The organism is Flavobacterium sp. W1B (genome assembly GCF_047344965.1).
In the GTDB taxonomy this organism is placed as follows: domain Bacteria; phylum Bacteroidota; class Bacteroidia; order Flavobacteriales; family Flavobacteriaceae; genus Flavobacterium.
The window spans coordinates 680,188-704,087 of the sequence record NZ_CP178845.1 but is presented as its reverse complement, the minus strand read 5'-3'; the positions used below and the strand labels follow the sequence as shown (position 1 = coordinate 704,087).

Here is a 23,900-nt window from a genome sequence, read left to right as displayed (position 1 = left end):
AAGAGGCTGTCTAATTTTGACAGCCTCTTTTTTGCATAATTTTATTATAATTACAATATATAAGCCTTAATTTAGCGTAAAAAGTACCAAGACTAATGCCGAAGATTTTAATTATTGAAGATGATATTTCGTTTTGTAAACTATTAGAGAAATTTCTAATTAAAAATAAGTACGAAGTGACGACCTCTTTTTCTGCTGCCGATGCTCGATTGATTTTTAAAAATGATACTTTCGATTTGATTTTAACCGATTTACGCTTGCCGGATGCTGATGGAATAGACTTGTTAGCAGAGATTAAAACAACTAATTTTCAGACCCCAGTAGTTTTGATGACCGGTTATTCAGACATAAATACTGCAGTTCGAGCCATAAAAAACGGGGCTTCCGATTATATTTCGAAACCATTTAATCCGGATGAAGTATTATTGGTAATCACTAATGCAATGCAAGCTTTTGAGTCAAAACCAAAAGAAAATAAAAAGCATGTGTCTAGTAATAAAAAATCTTCTTCCTCAGAATATGTCGAGGGGATCTCAAAAGCTTCCAAAAAATTAGCTGAACACATTCAATTGGTCAGTCCAACGGATATGTCGGTTTTAATTATTGGCGAAAGCGGTACCGGAAAAGAAATTATAGCTAAAAGTATTCATCAAAAAAGCAATCGAAAAGACGCTAATTTTATTGCCGTTGATTGTGGCGCAATTCCAAAAGAGTTGGCTGCAAGTGAGTTTTTTGGTCATTTAAAAGGTTCTTTTACAGGAGCTATTTCTGACAAGATTGGCTATTTTGAAGCTGCTAATGGAGGAACTCTTTTTTTAGATGAAATTGGAAATTTGTCCTATGAAAACCAAATTCAGCTGTTGCGTGCTTTGCAAGAGCGAAAGATAAAACCGGTAGGGAGTAATAAAGAAATAGAGGTTGATATTAGGATTATTACAGCTACCAATGAAGATTTGCGTGAAGCGGTTAAAAATGGTGATTTTAGGGAAGATTTATACCATAGAATTAATGAATTTTCTATTCATTCGCCTTCACTTTCAGAACGTGCAGAAGATTTAATGATTTTTGCCGAGTTTTTTTTAGAGAAGGCAAATGAGCAGTTAAATAAAGAAGTTATAGGTTTCTCTAGTGAAGTAGTGGATATTTTTCAAAATTATCCTTGGCCGGGAAATTTACGAGAAATGCAAAACTGTGTGAAACGGGCAACGCTTTTAACGAAGGATGATTTTATAGAAAAAGCAGTTTTGCCAGTGGAGTTTTTTGAAAAAAATCAGCCTACGACTACTAGCTTGTCTTTGTCTGAAAACGAAAAAGAAGCTATTGTTTATGCTTTGGCTAAAACGCAAAATAATAAATCGGAGGCTGCTAAATTGTTGAAAATAACTCGTAAAACACTTTATAACAAGCTAAAGTTGTACGATATTAATTAGATCACTTTTTCAATTTCGGTAAAGAGGATAGTGATTTTTGATTTTAAATTTGAAAAAAGCACTTTTAATTCCGCAACACTAAATTCTTGTATTTCCAGTTGTGTTAAAATTGCGGCAATTTCCGTTGCTTCAATCTGCTTGAACATGGGCGCCATTTTATGGGCGAGCTGCTTTATTTTTTCTGGCTCAAATGCCTGAATAGTATCTTCGAATAGGATAAGATTAGCTGCAGTAGTACTTATAAGAGATTGAATTACATTTTTTATAGCTTCCTGATCATTGTTTAAAAATAATTCTAACGAATGTAAGGAAAACAACTCGTCCTGTTTTTTACTCGCTATTTTCTCTTGTTTTGGAAGATTTGTTTGGCTGAAAACAGCATCAATCGTTTTCAAAAGAATATTTGGTGTAAAAGGCTTTTTTAGCACCACTGAAAATCCTGCTTTTTGATAGATTTCATCGCTTAGATCCGCTCTGCCTGTTACAGCAATTAGAGGTTGCTTAGTATAGCTGTTGTTTCCTGTTTTTAGAGCATTTACCAATTCAAAACCATTCATTATTGGCATTTGGATATCGGTAATTAATAAATCAAAGCTTTCTAATTTAAGGTATTCTAATGTTGCTTGGGCATTAGAAAAAGAGATAACTTTAAAGTACTGTTTTAAAACTTCGGCGGTTAGTTGTAATAAAGTGGCATCGTCATCAACTAAAATGATAGTTTTATTTTGCTTTTTCGGAACGTAAATCGCGGTATTAACTTTGGTATTACTGCTTGATGTATCAAAAGTAATGGGTAGTTTAATTTCAAAACAGCTTCCTATTTGTGAACTGTGCTTCAAATACAATTCGCCTCCTAAAAGAGAAGCGATTTTTTTCGAAATTGATAATCCCAAACCAGTTCCGCCAAATGTTTTTTCAATCGATTCATTTGCCTGAGCGAATTCTTCAAAAATTAATTTCTGACTGTCTTTTGCTATTCCGATTCCAGAATCTGTAACGCTAATAAAAGCTAGGTTTTCTGTTGGCGCCAAGCTCGCATTTATTGTAATGAATCCTTTGTTTGTAAATTTATAAGCGTTGCCTATGATGTTAAATAAAACCTGTTTTAATCGAAATTCATCTCCAATGATAGATTGATCGAACTTTTTGTCAATAGTAATTAAGAGTTCAATTTCCTTTTTTTGATAAACGGATTGGATATTATTGGCTACCTCATGAATTGTCTCCTTTAATGAAAAAGGTTTTTTTTCGATAGTAATTTTGCCGGCTTCAATTTGGGAGAAATCCAATAAATCCTTTACCAATCTCGAAATATATTCAGATGAGTTTTTAATGTTATTGGTAAAATATAACTGTTTATTTGTTAAGTCAGAAGTCCCCAATAATTCAGCATAACCAACAATGGTAGTTAATGGTGTTTTTAAGTCGTGACTTACTGTAGAGATGAGTTGTTCTCTGCTTTTTAGCAAGTTTCGGGTTTTAAAATTGGCAATCTCCAATCGCTTTTTATACAATTGTGTTTTAGAAAAATCACTGGCAATAAGTATAGAAAAGAATATAGTAAGTAATAATCCTACAATCGCTGCAGCAGTTACGATCTGATTGATTCTTTTGAGCGATTTTTCTTTTTCTTTATTGTTTTCAATAGAATGAACAATGATTTCTTGCTCTATAATTTGAAGAACTTTTCTAAGCTGATCCGATATTAAAATCTCATTGTTGAGTAGTTTTTTTTCTTGAATAGCTAAGGAAGCTTTTTTCTTTTCGGTTTCTAGTTTTACAACGTTTAATAATTGTTTAGAAGTCGATAGGATAGAATCAGAGACTTTTTTTGTTAGGGTATTGCTGCTGTCATCTGGTATATTTTGATTCAGATAATCAACGTAATTTTGCAATACAGTTCGCTTGTATTTACTGAGTTTTTCTGGGTTTTTATGAAAATCTTGTAATTGTAATTTGCGTAATGAAAACTCTAATTGATTCAATCCCTGGATAGCATCTTTTACAGATGTTTCTTCTGTTGTTTTATTCTTTATGGCCTTGAGTTGCCTTATATTTTGAGTTTTTTCGGAAAGTAAAATGGTAACGCTGTCAAGTAATTTAATTTGGTAGTCACTTGAGACCGTTTTTTTTAATAAATCAATGCGAATTTTTAGGGAATCTGTTTCTTGTAGATAATTTTTTAAATCTTTTTCTGAATTGGACTGAATAGTTTTTCGAGCTAAACTTTCTGTTTTGTATACATTAGAAAAAAGGTTACTAATTTTTAAAACTTTGTTTTCTTCGAAGTTAATTTCATTTTCAATGTTAGAATAGACTTTGTTTTCAGAATATAAAATCCAACCCACACTAACTACAAGTGCTACTAGAGCAATGTAACTTATGAAAACTTTTACAGGAATATTGCTGTTTTTGTTTCCCATTTTTTAGAATTAGTGTGGGCTGGTTTTAGATAATAGCATAGTTTTTTCTTTAAAATAGTTAAAGAATTTGCCTAGCTATAATTTTGGATTCTGAGATTATACGCCCATTTTTTTAGCAATATCAGCTGGGATTCCAGCTTTATTTACCATGAAAGCGGTAGTTTTATATTTTACATAGTTTTTACTAACGTTAAGGTAGCCTTTATAGTCGTTTGTTGCTCCCCAAGAGTTTTTTACGATATAATATTCTTTGCCTGTTTGATCTTTAGCAAGACCAACAATGTGCATTGCGTGATCATCAGTAGTTTGATAGTTGTCAAATGCATTTTGACGTAATTCGGGAGTAATTTCTAACTCAGCCTTAGGTCCGTTAAACATATTTTCTTTTTCTTCAGCGGTCATTTCCTCCATTTTTTTTGTTGGGACATAAGCTACACCATTTTTCCAGCTGAAACTTTTTTCGCTTACATCAGAAGCCCAAGCAACGGTAAATCCATTTTTCAATGCATTATCGATAATATTAGTCATATCGTTTAATTGCACATTGTAAATTTGATCTAAAGACCAGTTATCTGGTACCATCATGGTCATTTTAGTGTAGTAAGGCGAATCGCTAAATGATGATATTTCGATGTAATCAGTTGGGTTAATACCTACTACTTCTTTAGCAAATGTTTGAGGAGTATAATTCTTTCCTTTGTAATTGAAATTTTCTGGAACTTGTCCTAGGTAAGAATCGATTACAGCTGTATAAGCTTTGATCCAATTTGGAGTCAATTCTCCGTTAGGATTTTTAACTACGGCAGCTAATAGACCCTCCATAAGAGATCCCATTTCGGCAAATTTGTTTTTTGAAGTTCCATAATTCAAGCCAGTGTAAGCTTCTTGTGGGATAGCTCCGTATTTAGCGTACATATTGATAACATCATGTAAGGCACCACCGTCACCAAGTGTTATGGCTCCGTGCATACGTACATAATTTTTACCTTTTTCTACATAAGTATTACGAGCTGAAAAAATTTGAGATAATTCAACCGGTTGTTTACCTAATCGAATCATTTCTGATTCTAAGTAAGAATTCGTGCAATAGCTCCAACATGTTCCTGATGATCCTTGGTCTTTTACCGAAGTGTTGGCTAGGTTAATAATGTCTTTAAATTTGAAACTTTCTTTACTTTTTGCGCTGGCATTAACCTTTAATGAGTTAACAAGACCGTCTTGTGCTGAAATAGTGTTTACGCCAAACAAAAAGGTTGAGGCAATAAAAAGACTTTTAATTGGTAATTTGTACATATTCTATAATTTTGATTTTAATGTTTGTGTGTAAAGCGACAAAATTGTTACTTTATAATTTGATTTTAACAATAGCAAAATAAGTTTACAGCGTTTCTTTTAGCCATTTGTAAAATTCCCCTTGCCAAACTTGTGCATTCTGAGGTTTTAAAACCCAATGATTTTCTTCTGGAAAATAAAGGAATCTACTTTTTATACCACGTAATTGTGCTGCTTGAAAAGCTTCTTGCCCTTGTCCTATTGGTACTCTAAAATCTTTTCCTCCTTGTATGATTAAAATAGGAGTATTCCATTTGTCTACTAAATTAATAGGATTGAATGTGGTGTAGGTTTTTTGAGCTACTGCATTATCCTTTTCCCAATACGGACCTCCAAAATCCCAGTTATTGAAGAAAACTTCCTCTGTAGTTCCAAACATACTTTGCGTATTGAAAACACCATCGTGAGCGATAAAAGATTTGAATCTATTGTTGTGTATTCCGGCTAAATAAAACACAGAATATCCGCCATAACTAGCGCCGACACAACCTAAACGAGCCGAATCAACATACTTTTCTTTAGCAACATCGTCAATAGCTGATAGATAATCATCCATTACCTGTCCGCCCCAATCTTTACTGATTTGTTCGTTCCAAGCTACACCGTGTCCTGGCATTCCTCTACGGTTAGGAGCTACAACAATATAACCGTTAGCAGCCATTAACTGAAAATTCCAACGGAAAGAATAAGATTGCGTTAGAGCACTTTGTGGTCCTCCTTGGCAATATAAAAGAGTTGGGTATTTTTTTGTTTTATCAAAGTTAGGAGGAAGAATTACCCAAACTAACATTTTCTTGCCGTCTGTTGTGGTCACGTATCTTCTTTCGGTTTTGCTTAACGCCAATGTGTTATAAGTTGCCGTATTCACATTCGTTAACTGCTTCCAGGTTTTGTCTTTCATATCAAAAGAAAAAATTTCCGAAGCATGGTTCATGTCAGTTCTGGTAACGATAATGTTGTTTCCAGAAAAACCAATCAAATCATTTACATCAAAATCTCCATCGGTAATTTGACTAACATTGTATGCAATTTTGGTAAGTCCCGGGAAATTAACTTCAAATAACTGTTTTGTTCCGTTAATTGGAGCCAGAAAATATACTTTTCTGCCATCTTTACTCCAAAGGAAACTATCAACAGTACCGTCCCAAGTTGCGGTAAGGTTCATTTTTATTCCTTTAAAATCAACAATAATGTCATTTTTGTCAGCTTCATAACCGTCGCGTTTCATTTGCAACCAAGTCAAATTTCCTGCTGGAGAAAATTGAGGAGCCGTGTCATAACCTAGATTGTCTTCTGTTCTATTTAAGGTTTTTCCGGTTTCCAGATTGTATTCGTAAATGTTGGTGTTTGTAGAAATCGCATATTGGGTTCCTGCTTTTTTCTTACTTATATAAAAAATACTTTTACTGTCTGGAGACCAGATGTAATCTTCGTCGCCTCCAAATGGTTTCTGAGGGCTATCAAAATTTTCATTACCCATTATGTCAGTTCCTACGGCATCTTCTATGGTTTCCTTGTAAAAAACGTGGTTAAAATTCCCCTCGTTCCAAGTATCCCAATGGCGATAATCCAAGCCATCATAGATTTGTGCATCAGATTTTTCCAGTTTTGGATAAAAATCCTTTCCCAGTACTTTGTTGAGCTTCACTTCTTCATTATAAACAAGGTATTTGCCGTCAGGCGAAATGTTTTTGTCTGTCAATAAATCTTTTGTTGATGCGACCTCTGTTGGATTACCTCCATTTACAGGAATAACATAGAATTTAGAATTTGATTTATTTTCTTCGATCGAAGGGGTCGTTACTTTGTAAACAACATTTTTTGCGTCTTTAGAAATACCTAAAGGAGTAACTCTTCCTAGCTTCCAAAGGATTTCAGGTGTCATTACATTTTGGCTAATTGCATTTAAGCTTATCATTGTCAGGGTTATAAAAAATAATTTTTTCATAAAAGTATTTGTTTTTTAAGGTTTTAAAAGTAATGATTTTATTCTGAAAAGTATCGGAGGATTATGTTAACTCTTTTTAATTTACATTAGGCTAAAAATATTATTTTTATAAAAATTTTTCAGATGCAGCTAAGTTATTGGGAATTAAAAAATTGGTTCACAAATGTGGATTATACGATAGTGGGAAGTGGTATCGTAGGTTTGCATGCGGCCTTACGGCTGAGAGAGAAATTTCCCGAAAGTAAAATAGTTGTTCTTGAAAGAGGAATGTTGCCTCATGGTGCTAGTACTAAAAATGCTGGTTTTGCCTGTTTCGGAAGTATTTCGGAAATTATTGATGATTTGAAAACCCATTCAGAAGAAGAGGTTTTTAATTTGGTTCAAAAGCGCTGGCAAGGCTTGCAATTATTGCGAAAACGACTTGGAGATACCGCTATAGATTTTAAATCGTATGGTGGTTATGAGTTGTTTCTAAAAGAAGATACAGGTTGTTATGAAGAATGTGTCAATAAGTTACCATTTATAAATGAAATTCTAAAGCCACTTTTTAAGGCGAATGTGTTTACTAAGGAAATGGATCGTTTTGGGTTTAATGGCGTTCGAGAACATTTAGTTTTCAATCCATTCGAAGCGCAAATTGATACCGGAAATATGATGCAGGCTTTATTAAAAAATGCTGTTTCTGAAAATATACTAATTTTAAATCAGCAAACAGTCACTTCTTTTTTAGATAAAGGAAATGTTGTCGAAATTGTGCTTGATGATTTTAGTTTTATGACAAAAAAAGTTTTGTTTGCCACTAATGGTTTCGCAAATAAATTAACTGATGGAGCTGTAAAACCGGCCAGAGCACAGGTTTTAATTACCGAACCCATTCCGGATTTAGGCATAAAAGGTACTTTTCATTTAGACAAAGGTTATTATTATTTTAGAAATATTGGCGACAGAGTATTGCTAGGCGGAGGCAGAAACCTTGACTTTGAGGGAGAAACCACAACTGAATTTGCTCAAACAGAAATTATTCAAAATAAATTGGAACAACTATTAAAAGAAGTAATTTTGCCCAATCAAGATTTCAAAATTGCCCACCGTTGGAGCGGTATCATGGGAATTGGCAGTAGCAAGAGTCCTATTGTTTCGCAATTATCAGAAAATGTGTATTGCGGAGTAAGATTAGGCGGAATGGGAGTGGCAATAGGAAGTTTAATAGGAACAGAATTAGCAGATTTAGTATAATGGCAACAAAAATTACACAAAAGAAACCCACTAAAAAACCAGTAAAAAAAGAATCCACTAGCTTCATGAGTAAAGTAAGCCGGTTTTTGTTTAAGATGATGTTGTGGTTCTTTGGAATTTCTTTGTTTTTTGTAGTGCTTTATAAATTTGTTCCCGTGCCTTTCACTCCTTTAATGGCTATTCGTGCCATCGAAAATAAAGTGGCCGGTAAAGAAGTTTATTTTAGTCATGATTGGGAACCTTTGGAAAACATATCCGTTAATTTACAAAAAGCCGTAATCGCTAGCGAGGATGGAACTTTTTTACAGCACAATGGCTTTGACTTTACGGCCATGCAAAAAGCATATAATAACAACGAAAGAGGCAGAAGAATAAAAGGTGGTAGTACCATTTCGCAACAAACGGCTAAGAACGTGTTTCTTTGGCAAGGGCGCAGTTATCTTCGTAAGGGATTGGAAGCTTATTTTACAGTGCTTATAGAATTAGTTTGGGGCAAAGAACGTATCATGGAAGTGTATTTGAATAGTATCGAAATGGGTGACGGTGTTTATGGGGCACAAGCAGCTGCGGAACATTGGTATCATAAAGATGCTGCTAATCTTACACCAACTCAAGCGGCGGGAATAGCAGCGATTTTGCCTAGTCCAAGAAAATATAAAGCTACAAGTTCTTCAACTTATATCAATAATAGAAAGGCCAAAATTGTTCGGATCATGAGGACTGTAGGGAAAATAAATTATTAGATGATAGTCAAAAAAGCCCTTTTCCTCTTTATAGTATTGGTTTCTGTAATTGTAAAGGGACAAGGAAAAACTATTGAAGTTGGGCTTGTTACTGATAATGATTTATATACGTCTTCTAAGAATGACATGTACTATACCAATGGTTTAGAGTTTTTTTACCGCCATTTAGCTAAAAACAATAAAGCAGGTGTCAATAAAACAATCTCAGAATTTAGACTAGGTCAGTATATCTATAATCCCAGAAGTATCAAATCAAAAGCGATTGAAAAAAATGACCGCCCTTTTGCAGGCTATCTTTTTGCAGAAGCTGGAAAAACTTTCTTCTATCAAAATGAATCGGTAATAAATGTTAGTTTTCAACTGGGTTTCATCGGACCTAATTCATTTGGACGAGAGATGCAAAGTGGATTTCATCATTTTTTTAATTATGAATCCGTTGAAGGGTGGAAGAACCAAATTAAAAATGCGGTGGCTCTCCAATCCCATTTTTTGTTTTCCAAAAAGTTGTTTCCAAAAGACAATATGGATGTTATTGATTTTTATTCTCAATCTGAGACCAATCTGGGAACGGTTTTTACGGGGATTTCCAGCGGGTTTTTGACCAGAATTGGATTTAAAAAATTAGTTCCAATTTATAATTCCAATTTTTATGGTGCTTCGGTCAATAAAGATCTTCGGCAGATAGAAAGCGAATTTTATTTTTATTTTCATCCAAGTATTAATTATCAATTGTATGATGCGACAATCGAAGGAAGTCTTTTTAATGACAGTAGTCCCGTAACCTATGATTTGATTCCTTTTCGGTTTAATGGGGAAGCGGGTTTGAAATACCGAAAAAACAATCTTAACTTATCCTATGCCTTTATTTATAAGGGAAAAGAAGTAAGACATGATTTGAATACGGGATATTTTTATGGATCAATAAATGTTTCCTATCTGTTTAATTAAAGTTGAGTTAAGATAATCATTGTCAATTTTAGTTATCAAAACAAAATTTGAATTAAGAAACCAATTTCTCTTTGGTAATTCGATCTACAACTAAAGCAATAGCGGCATCTCCCGTAACATTGCATGCAGTACCAAAACTATCCATTGCAATATATAAGGCAATCATTAATCCGATCATTTCATCATTGAAACCCAACATAGATTGCAATATCCCCACTGCTGCCATAATTGCTCCTCCAGGAACTCCGGGCGCCGCAACCATTGCAATTCCTAGCATAAATATAAAACCTGCAAATAGTGTAATATCAAATGGCATTCCATGCAAAATCATTAATGCAATCGCACAAGCTGTAATTTTCATAGTACTTCCTGATAAGTGAATAGTAGCACATAATGGAATTACAAAACCGGCAATTTTTTCAGAAACGCCATTTTTTAAAGTCTGTTCCAAGGTAACAGGAATAGTCGCTGCCGAAGATTGTGTACCCAATGCAGTGAAATAAGCAGGCATCATTGTTAGTAATAATTTGAAAGGATTCTTCTTTGTAACTATACCTGCAATAGTATATTGAAGAAGTAATAAGATAATATGTAAGGCGAAAATCACACCGATAATATTGATAAACACGGAAAGAATTGAGAATACTTTTCCGCTAAAAGACATACTTGCAAATATACCCAAGATAAATAAGGGCAATAGCGGAACAATTACGTTTGCTATTAACTGCATTATAATGGTCTCGAAATCTTTTACTACTAATTTCAAGCTTGATTTTTCTTGATAGGATAATCCTAATCCAATAACAAAAGCAAAAACTAAAGCAGTCATAACATCTAAGGCAGGAGGAATGCTAATGGTGAAAAAAGGAGTCAATTCTGGGGCTGAACTTCCAATTTTAGCTACATTATTAACATGAGATTCTAGCAGTTGTGGGAATATACCCGAGGTGACGAAATAAGTCATAAAACCCGAGAATAAAGTCGACCCATAAGCAATAGCGGCAGTAAGCAATAATAACTTACCTGCACCTTTTCCTAAATCGGAAATCGCGGGCATTATTAATCCCATTATAATTAATGGAATAGCGAAATTTAAAAACTGTCCGAAAAAAGCATTAAATGTTGTAAATATCCTGTTTATAGATTCGGGTAAATACAGTCCGAAAACAATACCTAAAACGATGGCAAGAAAAACTTTAAACAGTAAGTTCGAAAATAAATGCTTCATAATATATGCTAATTAGTAAAAGCCTCTAAAGGCTTCGTAGTAGATTATTTTTAAGTTGGCGAATATACTGCCAATGTTCTGAACAAGGGTACTGTGATTCCAGTTTTTTGCTTTATTAACACAGTTAAGACATCACTACGTAATGTTTTCCTACACTTATGGTTTATATTTAACAGATTGTTTTAAACAAAATTCGCCTCCATCTTTTAGAGATTTTGTTGTTAGGAACACTTTTGTTTGCATAAATAAAGCACTAGCCGATTCCTTTTTTATAGCATATTTGTAGTTTTAATCCATTATTATATTATATTTGCGCCGTAATTGGGGGATTAGCTCATTTGGCTAGAGCGCTTGCCTGGCAGGCAAGAGGTGATCGGTTCGAATCCGATATTCTCCACCAACTAAAACAAAGGCTTTGCAGCGATGCAGAGCCTTTTTTATTTTCGGTAAAATAAGAATGAAGTTCAAAAAAGATAGAAACCAGACTTAATGTTGATTTAAAGGGCGGAAATACTTAGTTGAAAAAAGAACTTCTAAATCTTTCAAAAAAGGATTCTTTAATCCGAATATTTCTAACTTTACATAAAAATAGTTAAAAATGGCTTCAGAAAACCCAAACGGTTCGCTCATCACATCAATAGAAAATAAAATTGCAACGCTTCAATTTGAACATCCGGCAAGTAATTCATTTCCGCGTCAATTGTTAGATCTTTTGACAGCTGAATTGAATAATTTAAGCGAAAATCAGAATGTTTCTCTAATTGTTTTGAAAAGTGGAGGATCCGGAGCTTTTTGTGCCGGAGCTTCTTTTGATGAACTATTGGCGGTGACTAATCTAGAAGAAGGAAAATATTTCTTCTCTGGATTTGCCCATTTGATTAATGCCATGCGAAACTGCAAGAAAATTATTGTGGGGCGTGTCCACGGAAAAACAGTTGGAGGCGGTGTAGGAATTGCTTCGGCCTGTGATTATGTTTTTGCCACAAAATCCGCATCGATTAAATTATCTGAACTAGCAATAGGTATTGGTCCTTTTGTTATTGAGCCCGCAGTTTCTAGAAAAATTGGTAAGACTGCTTTGTCCGAAATGACTTTATCGGCTCACGAATGGAAATCTGCTGATTGGGCTACAGCCAAAGGTTTGTATGCCGAAACCTATGAAAACATAGAAGATCTCGACCTAGCATTGACTAATTTTTGTTCTAAATTGTCTAATTATAATCCGGAAGCTTTAGCCGAGATGAAAATGGTTTTTTGGGAAGGGACTGAAAATTGGGATCAATTATTAGTAGACAGGGCAGCAATTTCTGGGAAGTTAGTTTTGTCTGATTTTACCAGAAATGCTTTGGAACAATTTAAAAAATAGTAGGTAATGAAGATTATAACGCTCGTTCAAGGAGTGGATATTGCAGAGAAATTAAAAAGTGCAACTGATAACAGTTATCAGATTGGAGTGCTTATTGGCTCCTTTATTCCGTTTGTTGTTTTGGTTGGATTGGCTTACTGGATGTATGCTTCTGCAAAAAAAGAGTTAAAAACGGTTAATTATTCACTAAATTTGCATTCAAAATTAGATGGCAATGAGCAAAATCAGAATTACAAAAAAATTTAGTTTCGAAACCGGTCATGCCTTGTATGGTTATGATGGAAAATGTAAAAATGTTCATGGGCATAGTTATAAATTGTCAGTAACCGTTATCGGAAGTCCTATTGAGAATCGAAATGACGTAAAATTTGGGATGGTTATCGATTTTACCGACTTAAAAAAAATAGTAAAAGAGGAAATTGTAGATCAATTTGATCATGCCACTGTTTTTAACGAAACTACTCCTCATGTCGAATTGGCCGCAGAATTAAAAAACCGTGGACACCACGTTATCTTAGTCGATTATCAGCCTACGAGTGAGAATATGGTGATCGATTTTTCACAAAGAATTATCAGCCGATTGCCAGAAAATATCAAGCTTTTTTCTTTAAAACTGCAAGAAACAGATTCTTCTTTTGCAGAATGGTACGCCAGCGATAATTTATAAATCTATTTTGATATTTCCGTTTCATGCAATTAGCTAACAATAAAAAAGTATATTTTGCTTCCGATCAGCATTTTGGAGCGCCAACTGCCGAACTGAGTTTTCCTAGAGAAAAACGCTTTGTGGCTTGGCTTGATGAGGTAAAAAAGGATGCAGAAGCCATTTTTTTATTGGGTGATTTGTTTGATTTTTGGTTCGAATACAAATCAGTAGTTCCAAAAGGATTTGTAAGGGTTCTAGGGAAACTAGCAGAAATTAGAGACAGCGGAATCCCTATTTATTTCTTTGTGGGAAATCACGATTTATGGATGGAAGATTATTTCCAGAAAGAATTGAATATTCCGGTTTTTCACGATAACAAAGAATTTACTTTTGGGGATAAAACATTCCTTATTGGTCATGGTGACGGTAAAGGCCCCGGTGATATAGGATACAAAAGAATGAAAAAAGTATTCACCAATCCATTCTCGAAATGGCTTTTCAGATGGTTACATCCCGATATAGGAGTACGTTTAGCACAATATCTTTCGGTGAAAAACAAACTGATTTCCGGAGCTGAAGATGTGACTTTTTTAGGAGAAGATAACGAATGGCTTATTTTGTATTCCAAAAGAAAACTGGAAACCAAACATTATAATTACCTTGTTTTTGGCCACCGCCATCTGCCGATGAAACTAAGTGTAGGCGAAAATGCAGAGTATGTGAATCTGGGAGACTGGATCAGCTATTTTACTTATGGTGTTTTTGACGGTGATACTTTTGAAATAAAAAAATTCGAAAACTAATTCATCCCCACACCATACAAATAATCATCTAAGTTTATTTTAAACAAAGTGCCTTCTACCAGATCTTTTACGGCATTTAATTCTTCCATTGAAACTGCTAGATCAATTTGGGAACAAGGTGTTTTTAATAAAAATTTAGTGCAATGGTTTTTTAGTTTGCAATCTTCGCAAGAATTATTTAGCAAGAAACTTTCCTCGATACAGTTTTTAAATAGTTCGAGTTCCTGTTTATTAAAATAAAATCCGGTTTCTCTAAATATCAATTGTATTTTGTCAATTACTATTTCATTCTCTTTTCTCCAGTAAAAAGAAGTTCCTGAATCATTGTAATATATTTGTTTTATTTCTTTCATGTGAAAATGTTTGAAACAAATATAATGATTATTTATAATTATTCTAAATAAAATCAGGGGTTAATCTTCGTTTTCATGTTCCTCTAAATCTTTTCTCAAATCTAGCTTTCTAAATGAAGGAGAAACAATTCCTGTAGTTAAAACCACCAGAAGTGTCATGCTTCCGCCAAAAACTACGGCAGTTACAGTTCCCATTAATTTAGCGGTTAATCCGCTTTCAAAAGCACCCAATTCATTTGAAGAACCTACAAACATCGAATTTACTGCCGAAACTCTGCCGCGCATATGATCGGGTGTTTTTAATTGTAGGATGGTTTGGCGGATGACTACCGAAATGCCATCAAAAACGCCACTTAAGAATAGGGCAATCAGCGAAACCCAAAAAATAGTAGAAAGACCAAAAACAATAATACAAAGTCCGAAAGCAAATATGGCTGTCAAGAGTTTCATTCCTGCATTTTTACTCAAAGGAACATAAGCAGTGATAAGCATCGTCAAAAAAGCACCTACTGCGGGAGCAGCTCTAAGAAAACCGAAGCCTTCCGGTCCCACTTTTAAAATATCTTGGGCAAAAATAGGCAATAATGCTATCGCACCACCAAAAAGAACCGCCACCATGTCTAGTGTAATAGCTCCTAAAACAGTCTTGTTGTTGAAGACAAATTTGATTCCTTCGGATAAACTTTGCATAACTGGCTCTCCAATTTTAGGATTCAAAATTGGTTTAGCTGCTATTTGAGACAAGGCCAGTAAGGCAAAAATGGAACATGCAAAAACCGTACACAAGGACCAATGCACTCCGATGAGCGTAATAGAAAAACCGGCAACAGCAGGTCCTACAACCGAAGCAATTTGCCAAACAGAACTGCTCCACGTGGCTGCGTTGGGATATGCTTTTTTGGGAACAAGTAAGGATAGTAAAGAAAATATGGTCGGTCCGAGAAAGGCTCTGACTAATCCACCAAGGAAAACCAAGAAATAAATAGAATATAGAATCGTTTTTGTCGAAATATCGCCTATCACAGCTGGCCAAGTCAATAAAAACAAACCAAAACTAATGACAGAGAAAGCTAGGATACATTTTACAAGCAAGCCTTTTTTTTCTTTTTGATCTACTACATGTCCGGCAAACAAGGCTAATGAAATTGCAGGAATGACTTCCATTAAACCGATAATTCCTAACGAAAGTGGATCTTTGGTAATGCTGTACACTTGCCATTCGATAATGATAAATTGCATTGACCAAGCAAAAACCATGGCAAAACGCAAAAGCAAAAAAGTATTGAATTCTTTATAGCGTAAAGCTGCGTAGGGGTCTTTTTTCTTTATTTTTTCGGAACTCATTATTTTATGCTTTTTAATCTTAATTGAACAGAAACTTTTCCGTTCCATTCATTTTCGTCGATACAATAAGCGACTTGAAATGGTTTTTGATTTGCGGTTAAATCAATTTTATTGCCCAGTCCAAAACCGATTGCAGGAATTCCTTCGGGGCTGTTTTGTTTTAGAAATAATTTCAGATGTTCGTCTTCTGCACCTAGTTTTTTGGCGTAGCCGGTATCTTTTACGTTTTTAGTCAAAAAAGTGGGCGTCATATTCTGAGGACCGAAAGGCTCAAATTGTTTTAAAATTCGGATGAGTTTTGGAGTAATGTCCGAAAAATTGATTTCGGCATCAATCTCGATTTCTGGCGTAAGCATATCCGGATGGATGGTTTCCTGAACCTGCTTTTCAAAAGCTTCTTTGAAAATGGAATAATTTTCTTCCTTCAATGTCATTCCCGCTGCATACATGTGTCCGCCAAATTGCTCCAAGTGTTCAGAGCAAGCTTCGAGAGCATTATAAACATCAAAGCCTTTTACAGAACGCGCCGAAGCGGCATATTTATCGCCACTTTTTGTAAAAACCAGCGTAGGACGGTAGTAAGTTTCGATCAATCGGGAAGCCACAATACCAATAACGCCTTTGTGCCAATCTTCTTGATAAACTACCGTTGTAAATCGCTCCTGCTCTTGGTTTTTTTCAATTTGTTGAAAAGCCTCTTTGGTGATATGTTTGTCCAGATCTTTACGGTCTGAATTGTATTGTTCTATTTCTGATGCAAATTGTTGGGCTTGCTCAAAATCGAATTCGGTTAGCAATTCAACCGCATGATTGCCGTGCTTGATTCGGCCGGCTGCATTAATTCTGGGGGCAATTATAAAAACGACATCAGTAATATCCAAAGTCTGCTTTTTTATCTGATGTATCAAAGCTTTGATTCCGGGTCTGGGATCGCTATTGATGACTTGCAATCCAAAATAAGCCAACACTCGGTTTTCGCCTGTCATCGGAACAATGTCTGCAGCAATAGCGGCGGCAACCAAATCTAAATAAGGCACTAAATCGGTGATGGTTTGATTTCTATTCGCTCCTAAAGCCTGAATCAGTTTAAATCCAATTCCACAGCCACATAATTCGTCATAAGGATATCTACAATCATCTCTTTTTGGGTCAAGAATAGCAACCGCTTCGGGTAATTCATTTCCGGGTCTGTGGTGGTCACAAATGATGAAATCGATGTTTCGTTCTTTTGCGTAAGCGACATGATCTATCGATTTTATGCCGCAATCCAAAGCAATGATTAACGAAAATTCATTGTCATCGGCAAAGTCAATTCCTTTAAAGGAAATGCCATAACCTTCTGCATAACGATCCGGAATATAAGTCGAAACATTTGGATAATAGCTTTTTAAATAGGAAGAAACCAGTGAAACGGCTGTTGTTCCGTCAACGTCATAATCGCCAAAAACAAGGATACGTTCCTGATTTTCGATCGCTTTTTCGATTCGTTCGATTGCTTTCTCCATGTCTTTCATCAAGTATGGATCGTGCAAATGGTCTAGCGATGGTCTAAAAAAATTCTTAGCATCTTCAAAAGTTTCAATGCCGCGTTGCACTAATAAAGTAGCCACAAAATCTTCCACATTCAAGGCTTGCGCCAAATGCTTGATTTTATCTTCGGAAGGTTTTGGTTTAAGAGTCCAACGCATTTGATTTTTGATTGAAGATTAACAATTTTTAATTTGGGATTTTGCTTTCTGAAATTAAAAATCGTTAATCGAAATTCTTAAATAGTTTACTTCAATTCTAAAGGACTTCCGTAAAATGAAATTCCGTCCCAACCATGGGTAATAAAGTTGCGAATATTTTGGTGATTGGTTCCTTCTGGATCTCCCAATACTTCTTCACGGTAATAAGCGCCAAAGCAGGCTAATGTTTCGGCTTGAGATAAATTTTGCAATTCGGCAAAAGCAAATAATTTGCAAGAACCCGAGTTTTCTCCTGCCGCATTGTGTTGTAATCCATTTTCGAATGCAGTTGGAGTAAAATTGTAATTTTCTTCAATGACTGCTATAGTTTCCGGAAAACTGATTGCTTCTGGAGTTTGTTTTAATTTTGAGATAAAAGCTGCTATATTCATTTTTCTTGTTGTTATTCTTCTTCTTCTTTTTGGAATTTACTTTTCTTAACTTCTTTAACGACTGTTTTGCCGGCTACGACCACAACGATTTCACCACGCGGGGCTGTTTTTTCGAAATGGGCCAGAACTTCTTTGGCTGTTCCTCTTCGGTTTTCTTCGTGTAATTTGGAGAGTTCTCTCGAAACACAAATTTGTCTGTCTTCACCAAAATAAGTGATGAATTCAGCTAGTGTTTTTACTAATTTATGGGGAGAAACATAAAGAATCATTGTTCTTGTTTCTTCGGCAAGTTCTAAATATCGGGTTTGGCGTCCTTTTTTTTCTGGCAGAAAGCCTTCAAAAACAAATTTGTCATTGGGCAAGCCGCTATTTACCAAAGCAGGAACAAAAGCAGTGGCGCCAGGCAGACATTCCACAGCAATTCCATTTTCAACGCAGGCACGAGTCAATAAAAATCCGGGATCAGAAATTGCAGGTGTTCCAGCATCAGAAATTAGCGCAATAGTTTCACCGCCTTTTAATCTGGAAATTAAATTCTCGACCGTTTTATGCTCATTGTGCATGTGGTGGCTGTGCATGTGCGTGCCAATTTCAAAATGCTTTAAGAGTTTTCCGCTAGTGCGGGTGTCCTCGGCAAGAATCAAGTCGACCTCTTTTAGAATCCGGATGGCTCTAAAGGTCATGTCTTCAAGATTGCCAATAGGCGTAGGGACTATGTATAATTTTGACATAAACTGTATTAAAGGAATTTTTTCTCAATGATATCCATGAAACGCTCTTCATAATCGGCTTTTCCATCCCAGTTGTTGTAATCCGGTTTGACCATTTCTTCAATAAAATTTCTGGTTTCGTAAAAGTTGTCAAACGTAATTAATTGATTCAGCACACGGTTGTAATCCTCGTTGCTGTTTCCGAAAAGGTGTTTTACAAAAGCAATCTGATCATTTAAATCAATGTTGATTCCTTTTGAAAGTTTATCATTTAGAGAAATGGATTTTGGCTCTGCTTTTTCAAATTTATTTTCAATATGCTGATTTGGAGCTTTTTCTTCTAAAATAATTTTTTCTAAAACAACTTCTTCTACAGCTTCAAAAATAGGGGTCGGAGCAATAGTTTCTACTTCATCTACCTTTACAAAAAGAGTGTCGTTGTAATTTCCGCCTAATAAATCTTCAAACGAAATTTGTACCGCTTCTGGTTTTGTAGGGGTTTCTATTTCTTCGGATAGTTCAAAAATGGGTTTAAAATCTTCCGGAGCTTTTTCATTTGATACTTCTTCTTTCTGAACATCTTCAATGGCTTCATTAGTAACTAAACTCTCTTCATTCGATAATGCTACGGCATCGATTTCTTCATCGGTATCTGTATTGCTTACTTCTTCAAGTTTCTCCTTTTCTTCCACTAAAGTTTCCTCGGTAGCTATCGATTGTTCCGTACCCTCCGCTTCAAAAGCTTCTTCTTTTTCTACTACAACTTCTTTTTCATCTGCTACAATCGTTTTGTTTTCGGTTTCCACCTCTGTTTTTTCGGTTTCCGTTGCAATGGTGTTTTTTTCGATACTTTCTTCGGTTGTTGTTTCAGATGTTAAATTGATTTCGGTGATTTCAATTTTCTCAATAGCTATTTCGGTATCGGTATCAAAAAACGATTCAATTTCTTTTTCGATTTCAGTATATCCAATGGTAGGTTTTACATCGCCATAATGCGTCTCGACAAATCGTAGTACAGACAGTTTTTCATATAATTTTTGAGTTTCCAAATACAATTGGTTGATGTCAGATTTATTCTTTAGTTGTAATATTCTGTGTGCAATGCTGATTAAATCGGCTTCCAATTTTCTTTTCATAACGTTTGAATTATAGTATGTATGGTGTATCTCTTTGTTGTTCTGTATTATGGGCAAGGAAGTAAGATTCCTCTGAAGGCAACATTTAATTTTTAATTAAGTGTCCACAAATCTTCGAATTGATAAAAATTTTCTACTTTTGAGACAGTGTAAAAGTATAAAATCCAAGTCGGTTTATTACGGTACAAAGTAATAAAAACTATTCATTTTTTAAGTTAGAAAAATACAAAATGTTTCTCGAAAATACAGTAAATCATAAAGAGCAATTTGGTTGGATCGAAGTTATTTCCGGCTCGATGTTTTCGGGTAAAACCGAAGAGTTAATCCGACGACTGAAAAGAGCACAATTTGCCAAACAAAAAGTAGAAATTTTTAAACCGGAAATCGACACCCGTTACCATGATGATATGGTAGTGTCGCATGATGCCAATGAAATTCGTTCCACGGCAGTACCGGCGGCGGCAAATATTGCCATTTTGGCCCAAGGCTGTGATGTAGTTGGGATTGACGAAGCGCAGTTTTTTGATGATGAAATTGTCAGAGTTTGCAACGATTTAGCAAATCAAGGAATTCGTGTTATTGTAGCAGGATTGGATATGGATTTCAAAGGAAATCCTTTTGGACCCATGCCGGCTCTTATGGCTACTGCCGAATATGTGACTAAGGTTCATGCCGTGTGTACGCGCACAGGAAATTTAGCCAATTATAGTTTTCGTAAAACCGATAATGATAAATTGGTGATGCTGGGCGAAACCGAAGAATATGAGCCATTAAGCCGTGCGGCCTTTTATCATGCGATGAAGAAAAATAAAGAAGAATAATTATAAATTTTTTAGGTAAAATAAAACCCGACAGCTATTAAAATTTGTCGGGTTTATTATTTTTATGCAAAGGTGAATTATATTTTTTTCCTCATTCTTGCCACAGGAATATCCAGTTGTTCCCTGTATTTTGCAATTGTTCTTCGGGCAATTGGATAGCCTTTTTCTTTTAGTAATTCGGCCAACTGATCATCAGGAAGTGGTTTTTTCTTATCTTCTTCCTCAATGATATTTTGAAGAATTTTTTTGATTTCCAACGTAGAAACATCTTCACCTTGATCATTTTTCATCGCTTCAGAGAAGAATTCTTTGATCAATTTCGTGCCATAAGGTGTTTCGACAAATTTGCTGTTGGCCACACGTGAAACAGTAGAAATGTCTAGACCTACAAGATCTGCAATGTCTTTAAGGATCATCGGTTTCAGCTTGGTTTCGTCGCCATCCAAGAAATATTCTTCCTGATAATGCATAATTGCATTCATGGTTACAAAAAGCGTTTCCTGGCGTTGACGAATCGCATCGATAAACCATTTTGCCGAATCCAGTTTTTGTTTGATAAACTGCACAGCATCTTTTTGGGCGGATGATTTATCACGCGATTCTTTATAGGTTTGCATCATTTCCTGATAGTCTTTGGAAACATGCAGCGAAGGAGCATTTCGTCCGTTTAAGGTTAGTTCTAGTTCGCCGTCAACGATTCGGATAGCAAAATCAGGAACCACATTTTCGGTTACTTTATTGTTTCCGCTAAAAGCGCCACCTGGTTTTGGATTGAGTTTCTCTATTTCATGAATTGCTTTTTTAAGCTGTTCATTAGAAACATTATATTTTTGAATAAGTTTGTCGTAATGCTTTTTTGTGAAAGCATCAAACTGATTTTCGATAATATCGGTTGCCAATGCTACTGATTCTGTAGGTGTTTTGTGTTTTAATTGTAACAACAAACATTCCTGTAAATCGCGCGCGCCCACTCCGGAAGGCTCCAGTTCGTGGATTACGTGTAGCATTCTTTCTACCGTAGTTTCATCAGTATAAATTGCCTGAGTAAAAGCCATGTCATCAACAATATCGGGAATACTTCTGCGGATATATCCCATATCATCAATGCTTCCTACTAGAAATTCGGCAATATCGCGTTCATCATCCGTCAGGATAAAGGTATTCAACTGATTGATTAAATCCTGATGAAAACTGATTGGAGCAGCTAGTGGCGATTCGCGATCTTCATCGTCATCGCTGTAGTTGTTTGCCTGTGTTTTGTAATCAGGCGTGTCATCGCTGCTTAAATATTCGTCAATATTGATGTCATCGGCCTCAATTCTATCTGATTCGGAATCATCGTAGTCATCGTAATCTTCGTTTTCGAATTCGTCTTTTTCGTAATCATCCTCTTCTTTTCCTGCTTCAAGAGCTGGATTCTCATTCATTTCTTCGATTAATCGCTGTTCAAAGGCTTGCGTAGGCAATTGAATTAACTTCATCAGCTGAATTTGCTGTGGAGATAACTTCTGTGATAATTTTAAATTTAAGAATTGCTTTAGCATATAGATTGTTTGGTTATTCGGTTATCTGGTTATTTGAATCAACAAATAACCAAATTCACAAATTAGCTTTTTTTAGAATTCAGCACTTCCAGGTGTTCTTGGGAAAGGAATTACGTCACGAATGTTTGTCATTCCTGTTACAAAAAGAACTAGTCTTTCGAATCCAAGTCCGAAACCAGAGTGAACAGCCGAACCAAATCTTCTAGTGTCTAGGTACCACCATAATTCTTCTTCGTCGATTCCTAATGCTTTCATTTTTTCAACTAATACATCAAAACGCTCCTCTCTTTGAGAACCTCCTACGATTTCTCCGATTCCAGGGAAAAGGATATCCATTGCACGAACCGTTTTTCCATCTTCGTTCAAACGCATATAGAATGCTTTGATGTTTGCCGGATAATCAAACAAGATTACTGGGCATTTAAAGTGTTTTTCAACCAAATAACGTTCGTGTTCCGATTGTAAATCAGCTCCCCATTCGTTGATGATATAGTTGAATTTTTTCTTTTTATTTGGAGTACAATCTCTCAAAATATCAATCGCTTCGGTATAAGAAACGCGTTTGAAATTGTTTTCAAGCACGAAGCTTAATTTTTCCAATAATGGCATTTCGCTTCTTTCTGCCTGTGGTTTTGATTTTTCTTCTTCTAATAAACGTCCCTCAAGAAATTTCAAATCATCCTGACATTTCTCCATCGTGTATTTAATCACGTATTGGATAAAATCTTCAGCTAGATCCATGTTGTCATTCAAATCGTTGAAAGCAACTTCTGGCTCAATCATCCAAAATTCAGCCAAGTGGCGAGAAGTATTCGAGTTTTCGGCTCTAAAAGTTGGTCCAAAAGTATAAATTTGGCCTAAAGCCATCGCAAAAGTTTCCCCTTCCAATTGTCCGGAAACCGTCAAATTGGTTTCTTTTCCGAAGAAATCTTCCTTGTAATTTACTTTTCCGTCTTCGGTTCTTGGCGTGTTGTCAAATGGCAAAGCTGTAACTTTAAACATTTCACCTGCTCCTTCTGCGTCAGAACCAGTAATAATTGGCGTGTTTACATACACAAAACCTTTTTGTTGAAAATAGTTGTGAACTGCAAATGACAATACCGAACGTACTCTCATAATTGCACCAAAAGCATTTGTTCTTACACGTAAATGCGCGTTTTCACGTAAAAATTCTAGCGAATGTTTCTTTGGTTGCATTGGAAATTTCTCCGCATCGGAGTCTCCAAGGATTTCTAATTTAGAAACCTGAATCTCAAATTTTTGTCCGGCACCTTTGCTTTCCACCAAGGTTCCCGTTACCGAAACCGCAGCACCGGTAGTAACTCTCTTTAAAGTTTCGTCTGGCGTGTTCTCGAAATCGACTACACATTGTATATTGTTGATGGTAGAACCATCATTCAAAGCAATAAATTGATTGTTTCTAAAAGTTCTCACCCATCCTTTTGCATTTACTTCATGAAGTGTCGTGGTGCTGTTCAGCAAGTCTTTAACTTTTGTATGTCTCATTTTATTTATATTGTTGATATTAAAATTGTCTACTGTTCGAACTGCAAATATAAATGATTTGTTTCTAATTGTCATTGTGGGAAATGATGTAATCAGGAGCTATTTCCACTTCCGACGCCTCGGGACACTATATCTTTTGGTTTTGATAGCAAAAAAGTAAAAAGAAGCCATTTTAAATGGAGTTGGCTAAATTTTTATAAAAAAGAAAATAAAGCAATTTGATCGAGTTTTCTGCTGTATTTGGTGCTTTTTCTGAGCTGATAA

At 35.4% G+C, this 23,900-nt stretch carries 21 protein-coding genes and 1 tRNA gene; 10 read left to right on the top strand and 12 right to left on the bottom strand.

Annotated elements, in window-relative coordinates:
* Nucleotides 1–95: 95 nt before the first annotated feature.
* Nucleotides 96–1,430 (top strand): sigma-54-dependent transcriptional regulator, encoded by a 1,335-nt coding sequence (locus ACMDB5_RS03100; protein ID WP_413999560.1) that lies wholly within the window; start codon nt 96–98, stop codon nt 1,428–1,430.
* On the opposite strand, the gene ACMDB5_RS03095 is transcribed toward ACMDB5_RS03100, so the two are convergent.
* The 3 genes from ACMDB5_RS03095 to ACMDB5_RS03085 form a co-directional block, all read right to left on the bottom strand.
* Nucleotides 1,427–3,853, bottom strand: coding sequence for a hybrid sensor histidine kinase/response regulator (locus tag ACMDB5_RS03095; RefSeq protein ID WP_413999559.1), 2,427 nt, complete (start codon nt 3,851–3,853; stop codon nt 1,427–1,429). The two genes, ACMDB5_RS03100 and ACMDB5_RS03095, sit on opposite strands and share 4 nt — an antisense overlap.
* Before the next feature lie 96 nt (nt 3,854–3,949).
* Entirely contained in the window at nt 3,950–5,146 is a 1,197-nt protein-coding gene (locus tag ACMDB5_RS03090) for an aminopeptidase C (protein ID WP_413999558.1), read from the bottom strand.
* Nucleotides 5,147–5,231: 85 nt separating this feature from the next.
* Nucleotides 5,232–7,133 (bottom strand): alpha/beta fold hydrolase, encoded by a 1,902-nt coding sequence (locus ACMDB5_RS03085; RefSeq protein WP_413999557.1) that lies wholly within the window; start codon nt 7,131–7,133, stop codon nt 5,232–5,234.
* A gap of 123 nt (nt 7,134–7,256) precedes the next feature.
* On the opposite strand from ACMDB5_RS03085, the gene ACMDB5_RS03080 reads away from it, so the two are divergent.
* The 3 genes from ACMDB5_RS03080 to ACMDB5_RS03070 are packed head-to-tail and all read left to right on the top strand — an operon-like array spanning nt 7,257 to nt 10,060.
* Nucleotides 7,257–8,369 (top strand): NAD(P)/FAD-dependent oxidoreductase, encoded by a 1,113-nt coding sequence (locus ACMDB5_RS03080; protein ID WP_413999556.1) that lies wholly within the window; start codon nt 7,257–7,259, stop codon nt 8,367–8,369.
* On the top strand, nt 8,369–9,112 hold the full coding sequence (gene mtgA, locus ACMDB5_RS03075; protein ID WP_413999555.1) for a monofunctional biosynthetic peptidoglycan transglycosylase: 744 nt from the start codon (nt 8,369–8,371) through the stop codon (nt 9,110–9,112). Before ACMDB5_RS03080 ends, mtgA begins: the two co-directional genes overlap by 1 nt.
* Nucleotides 9,113–10,060, top strand: coding sequence for a lipid A deacylase LpxR family protein (locus tag ACMDB5_RS03070; RefSeq protein ID WP_413999554.1), 948 nt, complete (start codon nt 9,113–9,115; stop codon nt 10,058–10,060).
* A 52-nt stretch (nt 10,061–10,112) separates the two neighbouring features.
* Here ACMDB5_RS03070 and ACMDB5_RS03065 read toward each other — a convergent pair whose 3' ends face one another.
* The gene (locus ACMDB5_RS03065) at nt 10,113–11,288 is read right to left on the bottom strand and encodes a dicarboxylate/amino acid:cation symporter (RefSeq protein ID WP_413999553.1); all 1,176 of its coding nucleotides are present in this window, start codon (nt 11,286–11,288) and stop codon (nt 10,113–10,115) included.
* 323 nt (nt 11,289–11,611) lie between these two features.
* Here ACMDB5_RS03065 and ACMDB5_RS03060 point away from each other — a divergent pair.
* The 5 genes from ACMDB5_RS03060 (at nt 11,612) to ACMDB5_RS03040 (ending at nt 14,103) form a co-directional block, all read left to right on the top strand.
* Nucleotides 11,612–11,688 (top strand) — tRNA-Ala (locus tag ACMDB5_RS03060).
* 198 nt (nt 11,689–11,886) lie between these two features.
* Nucleotides 11,887–12,654 carry an enoyl-CoA hydratase/isomerase family protein gene (locus ACMDB5_RS03055; RefSeq protein WP_413999552.1) on the top strand — a complete coding sequence of 256 codons (768 nt, stop codon included), beginning with the start codon at nt 11,887–11,889 and terminating at the stop codon, nt 12,652–12,654.
* Between the two features lie 6 nt (nt 12,655–12,660).
* Nucleotides 12,661–12,900 carry a hypothetical protein gene (locus ACMDB5_RS03050; protein ID WP_413999551.1) on the top strand — a complete coding sequence of 80 codons (240 nt, stop codon included), beginning with the start codon at nt 12,661–12,663 and terminating at the stop codon, nt 12,898–12,900.
* Nucleotides 12,869–13,321 (top strand): 6-pyruvoyl trahydropterin synthase family protein, encoded by a 453-nt coding sequence (locus ACMDB5_RS03045; RefSeq protein ID WP_413999550.1) that lies wholly within the window; start codon nt 12,869–12,871, stop codon nt 13,319–13,321. The genes ACMDB5_RS03050 and ACMDB5_RS03045 overlap by 32 nt, the downstream gene beginning before the upstream one ends.
* Nucleotides 13,322–13,344: 23 nt before the next feature.
* The gene (locus ACMDB5_RS03040) at nt 13,345–14,103 is read left to right on the top strand and encodes a UDP-2,3-diacylglucosamine diphosphatase (RefSeq protein WP_413999549.1); all 759 of its coding nucleotides are present in this window, start codon (nt 13,345–13,347) and stop codon (nt 14,101–14,103) included.
* On the opposite strand, the gene ACMDB5_RS03035 is transcribed toward ACMDB5_RS03040, so the two are convergent.
* The 6 genes from ACMDB5_RS03035 to ACMDB5_RS03010 all read right to left on the bottom strand — a co-directional run bounded on the left by ACMDB5_RS03035 (nt 14,100) and on the right by ACMDB5_RS03010 (nt 19,765).
* Nucleotides 14,100–14,456 (bottom strand): hypothetical protein, encoded by a 357-nt coding sequence (locus ACMDB5_RS03035; protein ID WP_413999548.1) that lies wholly within the window; start codon nt 14,454–14,456, stop codon nt 14,100–14,102. The two genes, ACMDB5_RS03040 and ACMDB5_RS03035, sit on opposite strands and share 4 nt — an antisense overlap.
* A 60-nt stretch (nt 14,457–14,516) precedes the next feature.
* Complete coding sequence (locus tag ACMDB5_RS03030) at nt 14,517–15,800, bottom strand: MFS transporter (protein WP_413999547.1); 1,284 nt, start codon at nt 15,798–15,800, stop codon at nt 14,517–14,519.
* Complete coding sequence (gene recJ, locus ACMDB5_RS03025) at nt 15,800–17,488, bottom strand: single-stranded-DNA-specific exonuclease RecJ (RefSeq protein ID WP_413999546.1); 1,689 nt, start codon at nt 17,486–17,488, stop codon at nt 15,800–15,802. The genes ACMDB5_RS03030 and recJ overlap by 1 nt, the downstream gene beginning before the upstream one ends.
* A gap of 86 nt (nt 17,489–17,574) precedes the next feature.
* Nucleotides 17,575–17,919: a HopJ type III effector protein gene (locus ACMDB5_RS03020; protein WP_413999545.1), complete on the bottom strand. Its 345-nt coding sequence runs from the start codon at nt 17,917–17,919 to the stop codon at nt 17,575–17,577.
* An 11-nt stretch (nt 17,920–17,930) separates the two neighbouring features.
* Entirely contained in the window at nt 17,931–18,650 is a 720-nt protein-coding gene (rsmI, locus tag ACMDB5_RS03015) for a 16S rRNA (cytidine(1402)-2'-O)-methyltransferase (protein ID WP_413999544.1), read from the bottom strand.
* 8 nt (nt 18,651–18,658) lie between these two features.
* Nucleotides 18,659–19,765 carry a hypothetical protein gene (locus ACMDB5_RS03010; protein WP_413999543.1) on the bottom strand — a complete coding sequence of 369 codons (1,107 nt, stop codon included), beginning with the start codon at nt 19,763–19,765 and terminating at the stop codon, nt 18,659–18,661.
* A gap of 230 nt (nt 19,766–19,995) precedes the next feature.
* On the opposite strand from ACMDB5_RS03010, the gene ACMDB5_RS03005 reads away from it, so the two are divergent.
* Nucleotides 19,996–20,586 carry a thymidine kinase gene (locus ACMDB5_RS03005; protein WP_413999542.1) on the top strand — a complete coding sequence of 197 codons (591 nt, stop codon included), beginning with the start codon at nt 19,996–19,998 and terminating at the stop codon, nt 20,584–20,586.
* A 77-nt stretch (nt 20,587–20,663) separates the two neighbouring features.
* Here the strand turns inward: ACMDB5_RS03005 and rpoN are convergent, their stop codons facing one another.
* Nucleotides 20,664–22,130, bottom strand: coding sequence for an RNA polymerase factor sigma-54 (gene rpoN / locus ACMDB5_RS03000; RefSeq protein ID WP_413999541.1), 1,467 nt, complete (start codon nt 22,128–22,130; stop codon nt 20,664–20,666).
* Between the two features lie 72 nt (nt 22,131–22,202).
* Nucleotides 22,203–23,636: an asparagine--tRNA ligase gene (gene asnS / locus ACMDB5_RS02995; protein WP_413999540.1), complete on the bottom strand. Its 1,434-nt coding sequence runs from the start codon at nt 23,634–23,636 to the stop codon at nt 22,203–22,205.
* Between the last annotated feature and the right edge of the window lie 264 nt (nt 23,637–23,900).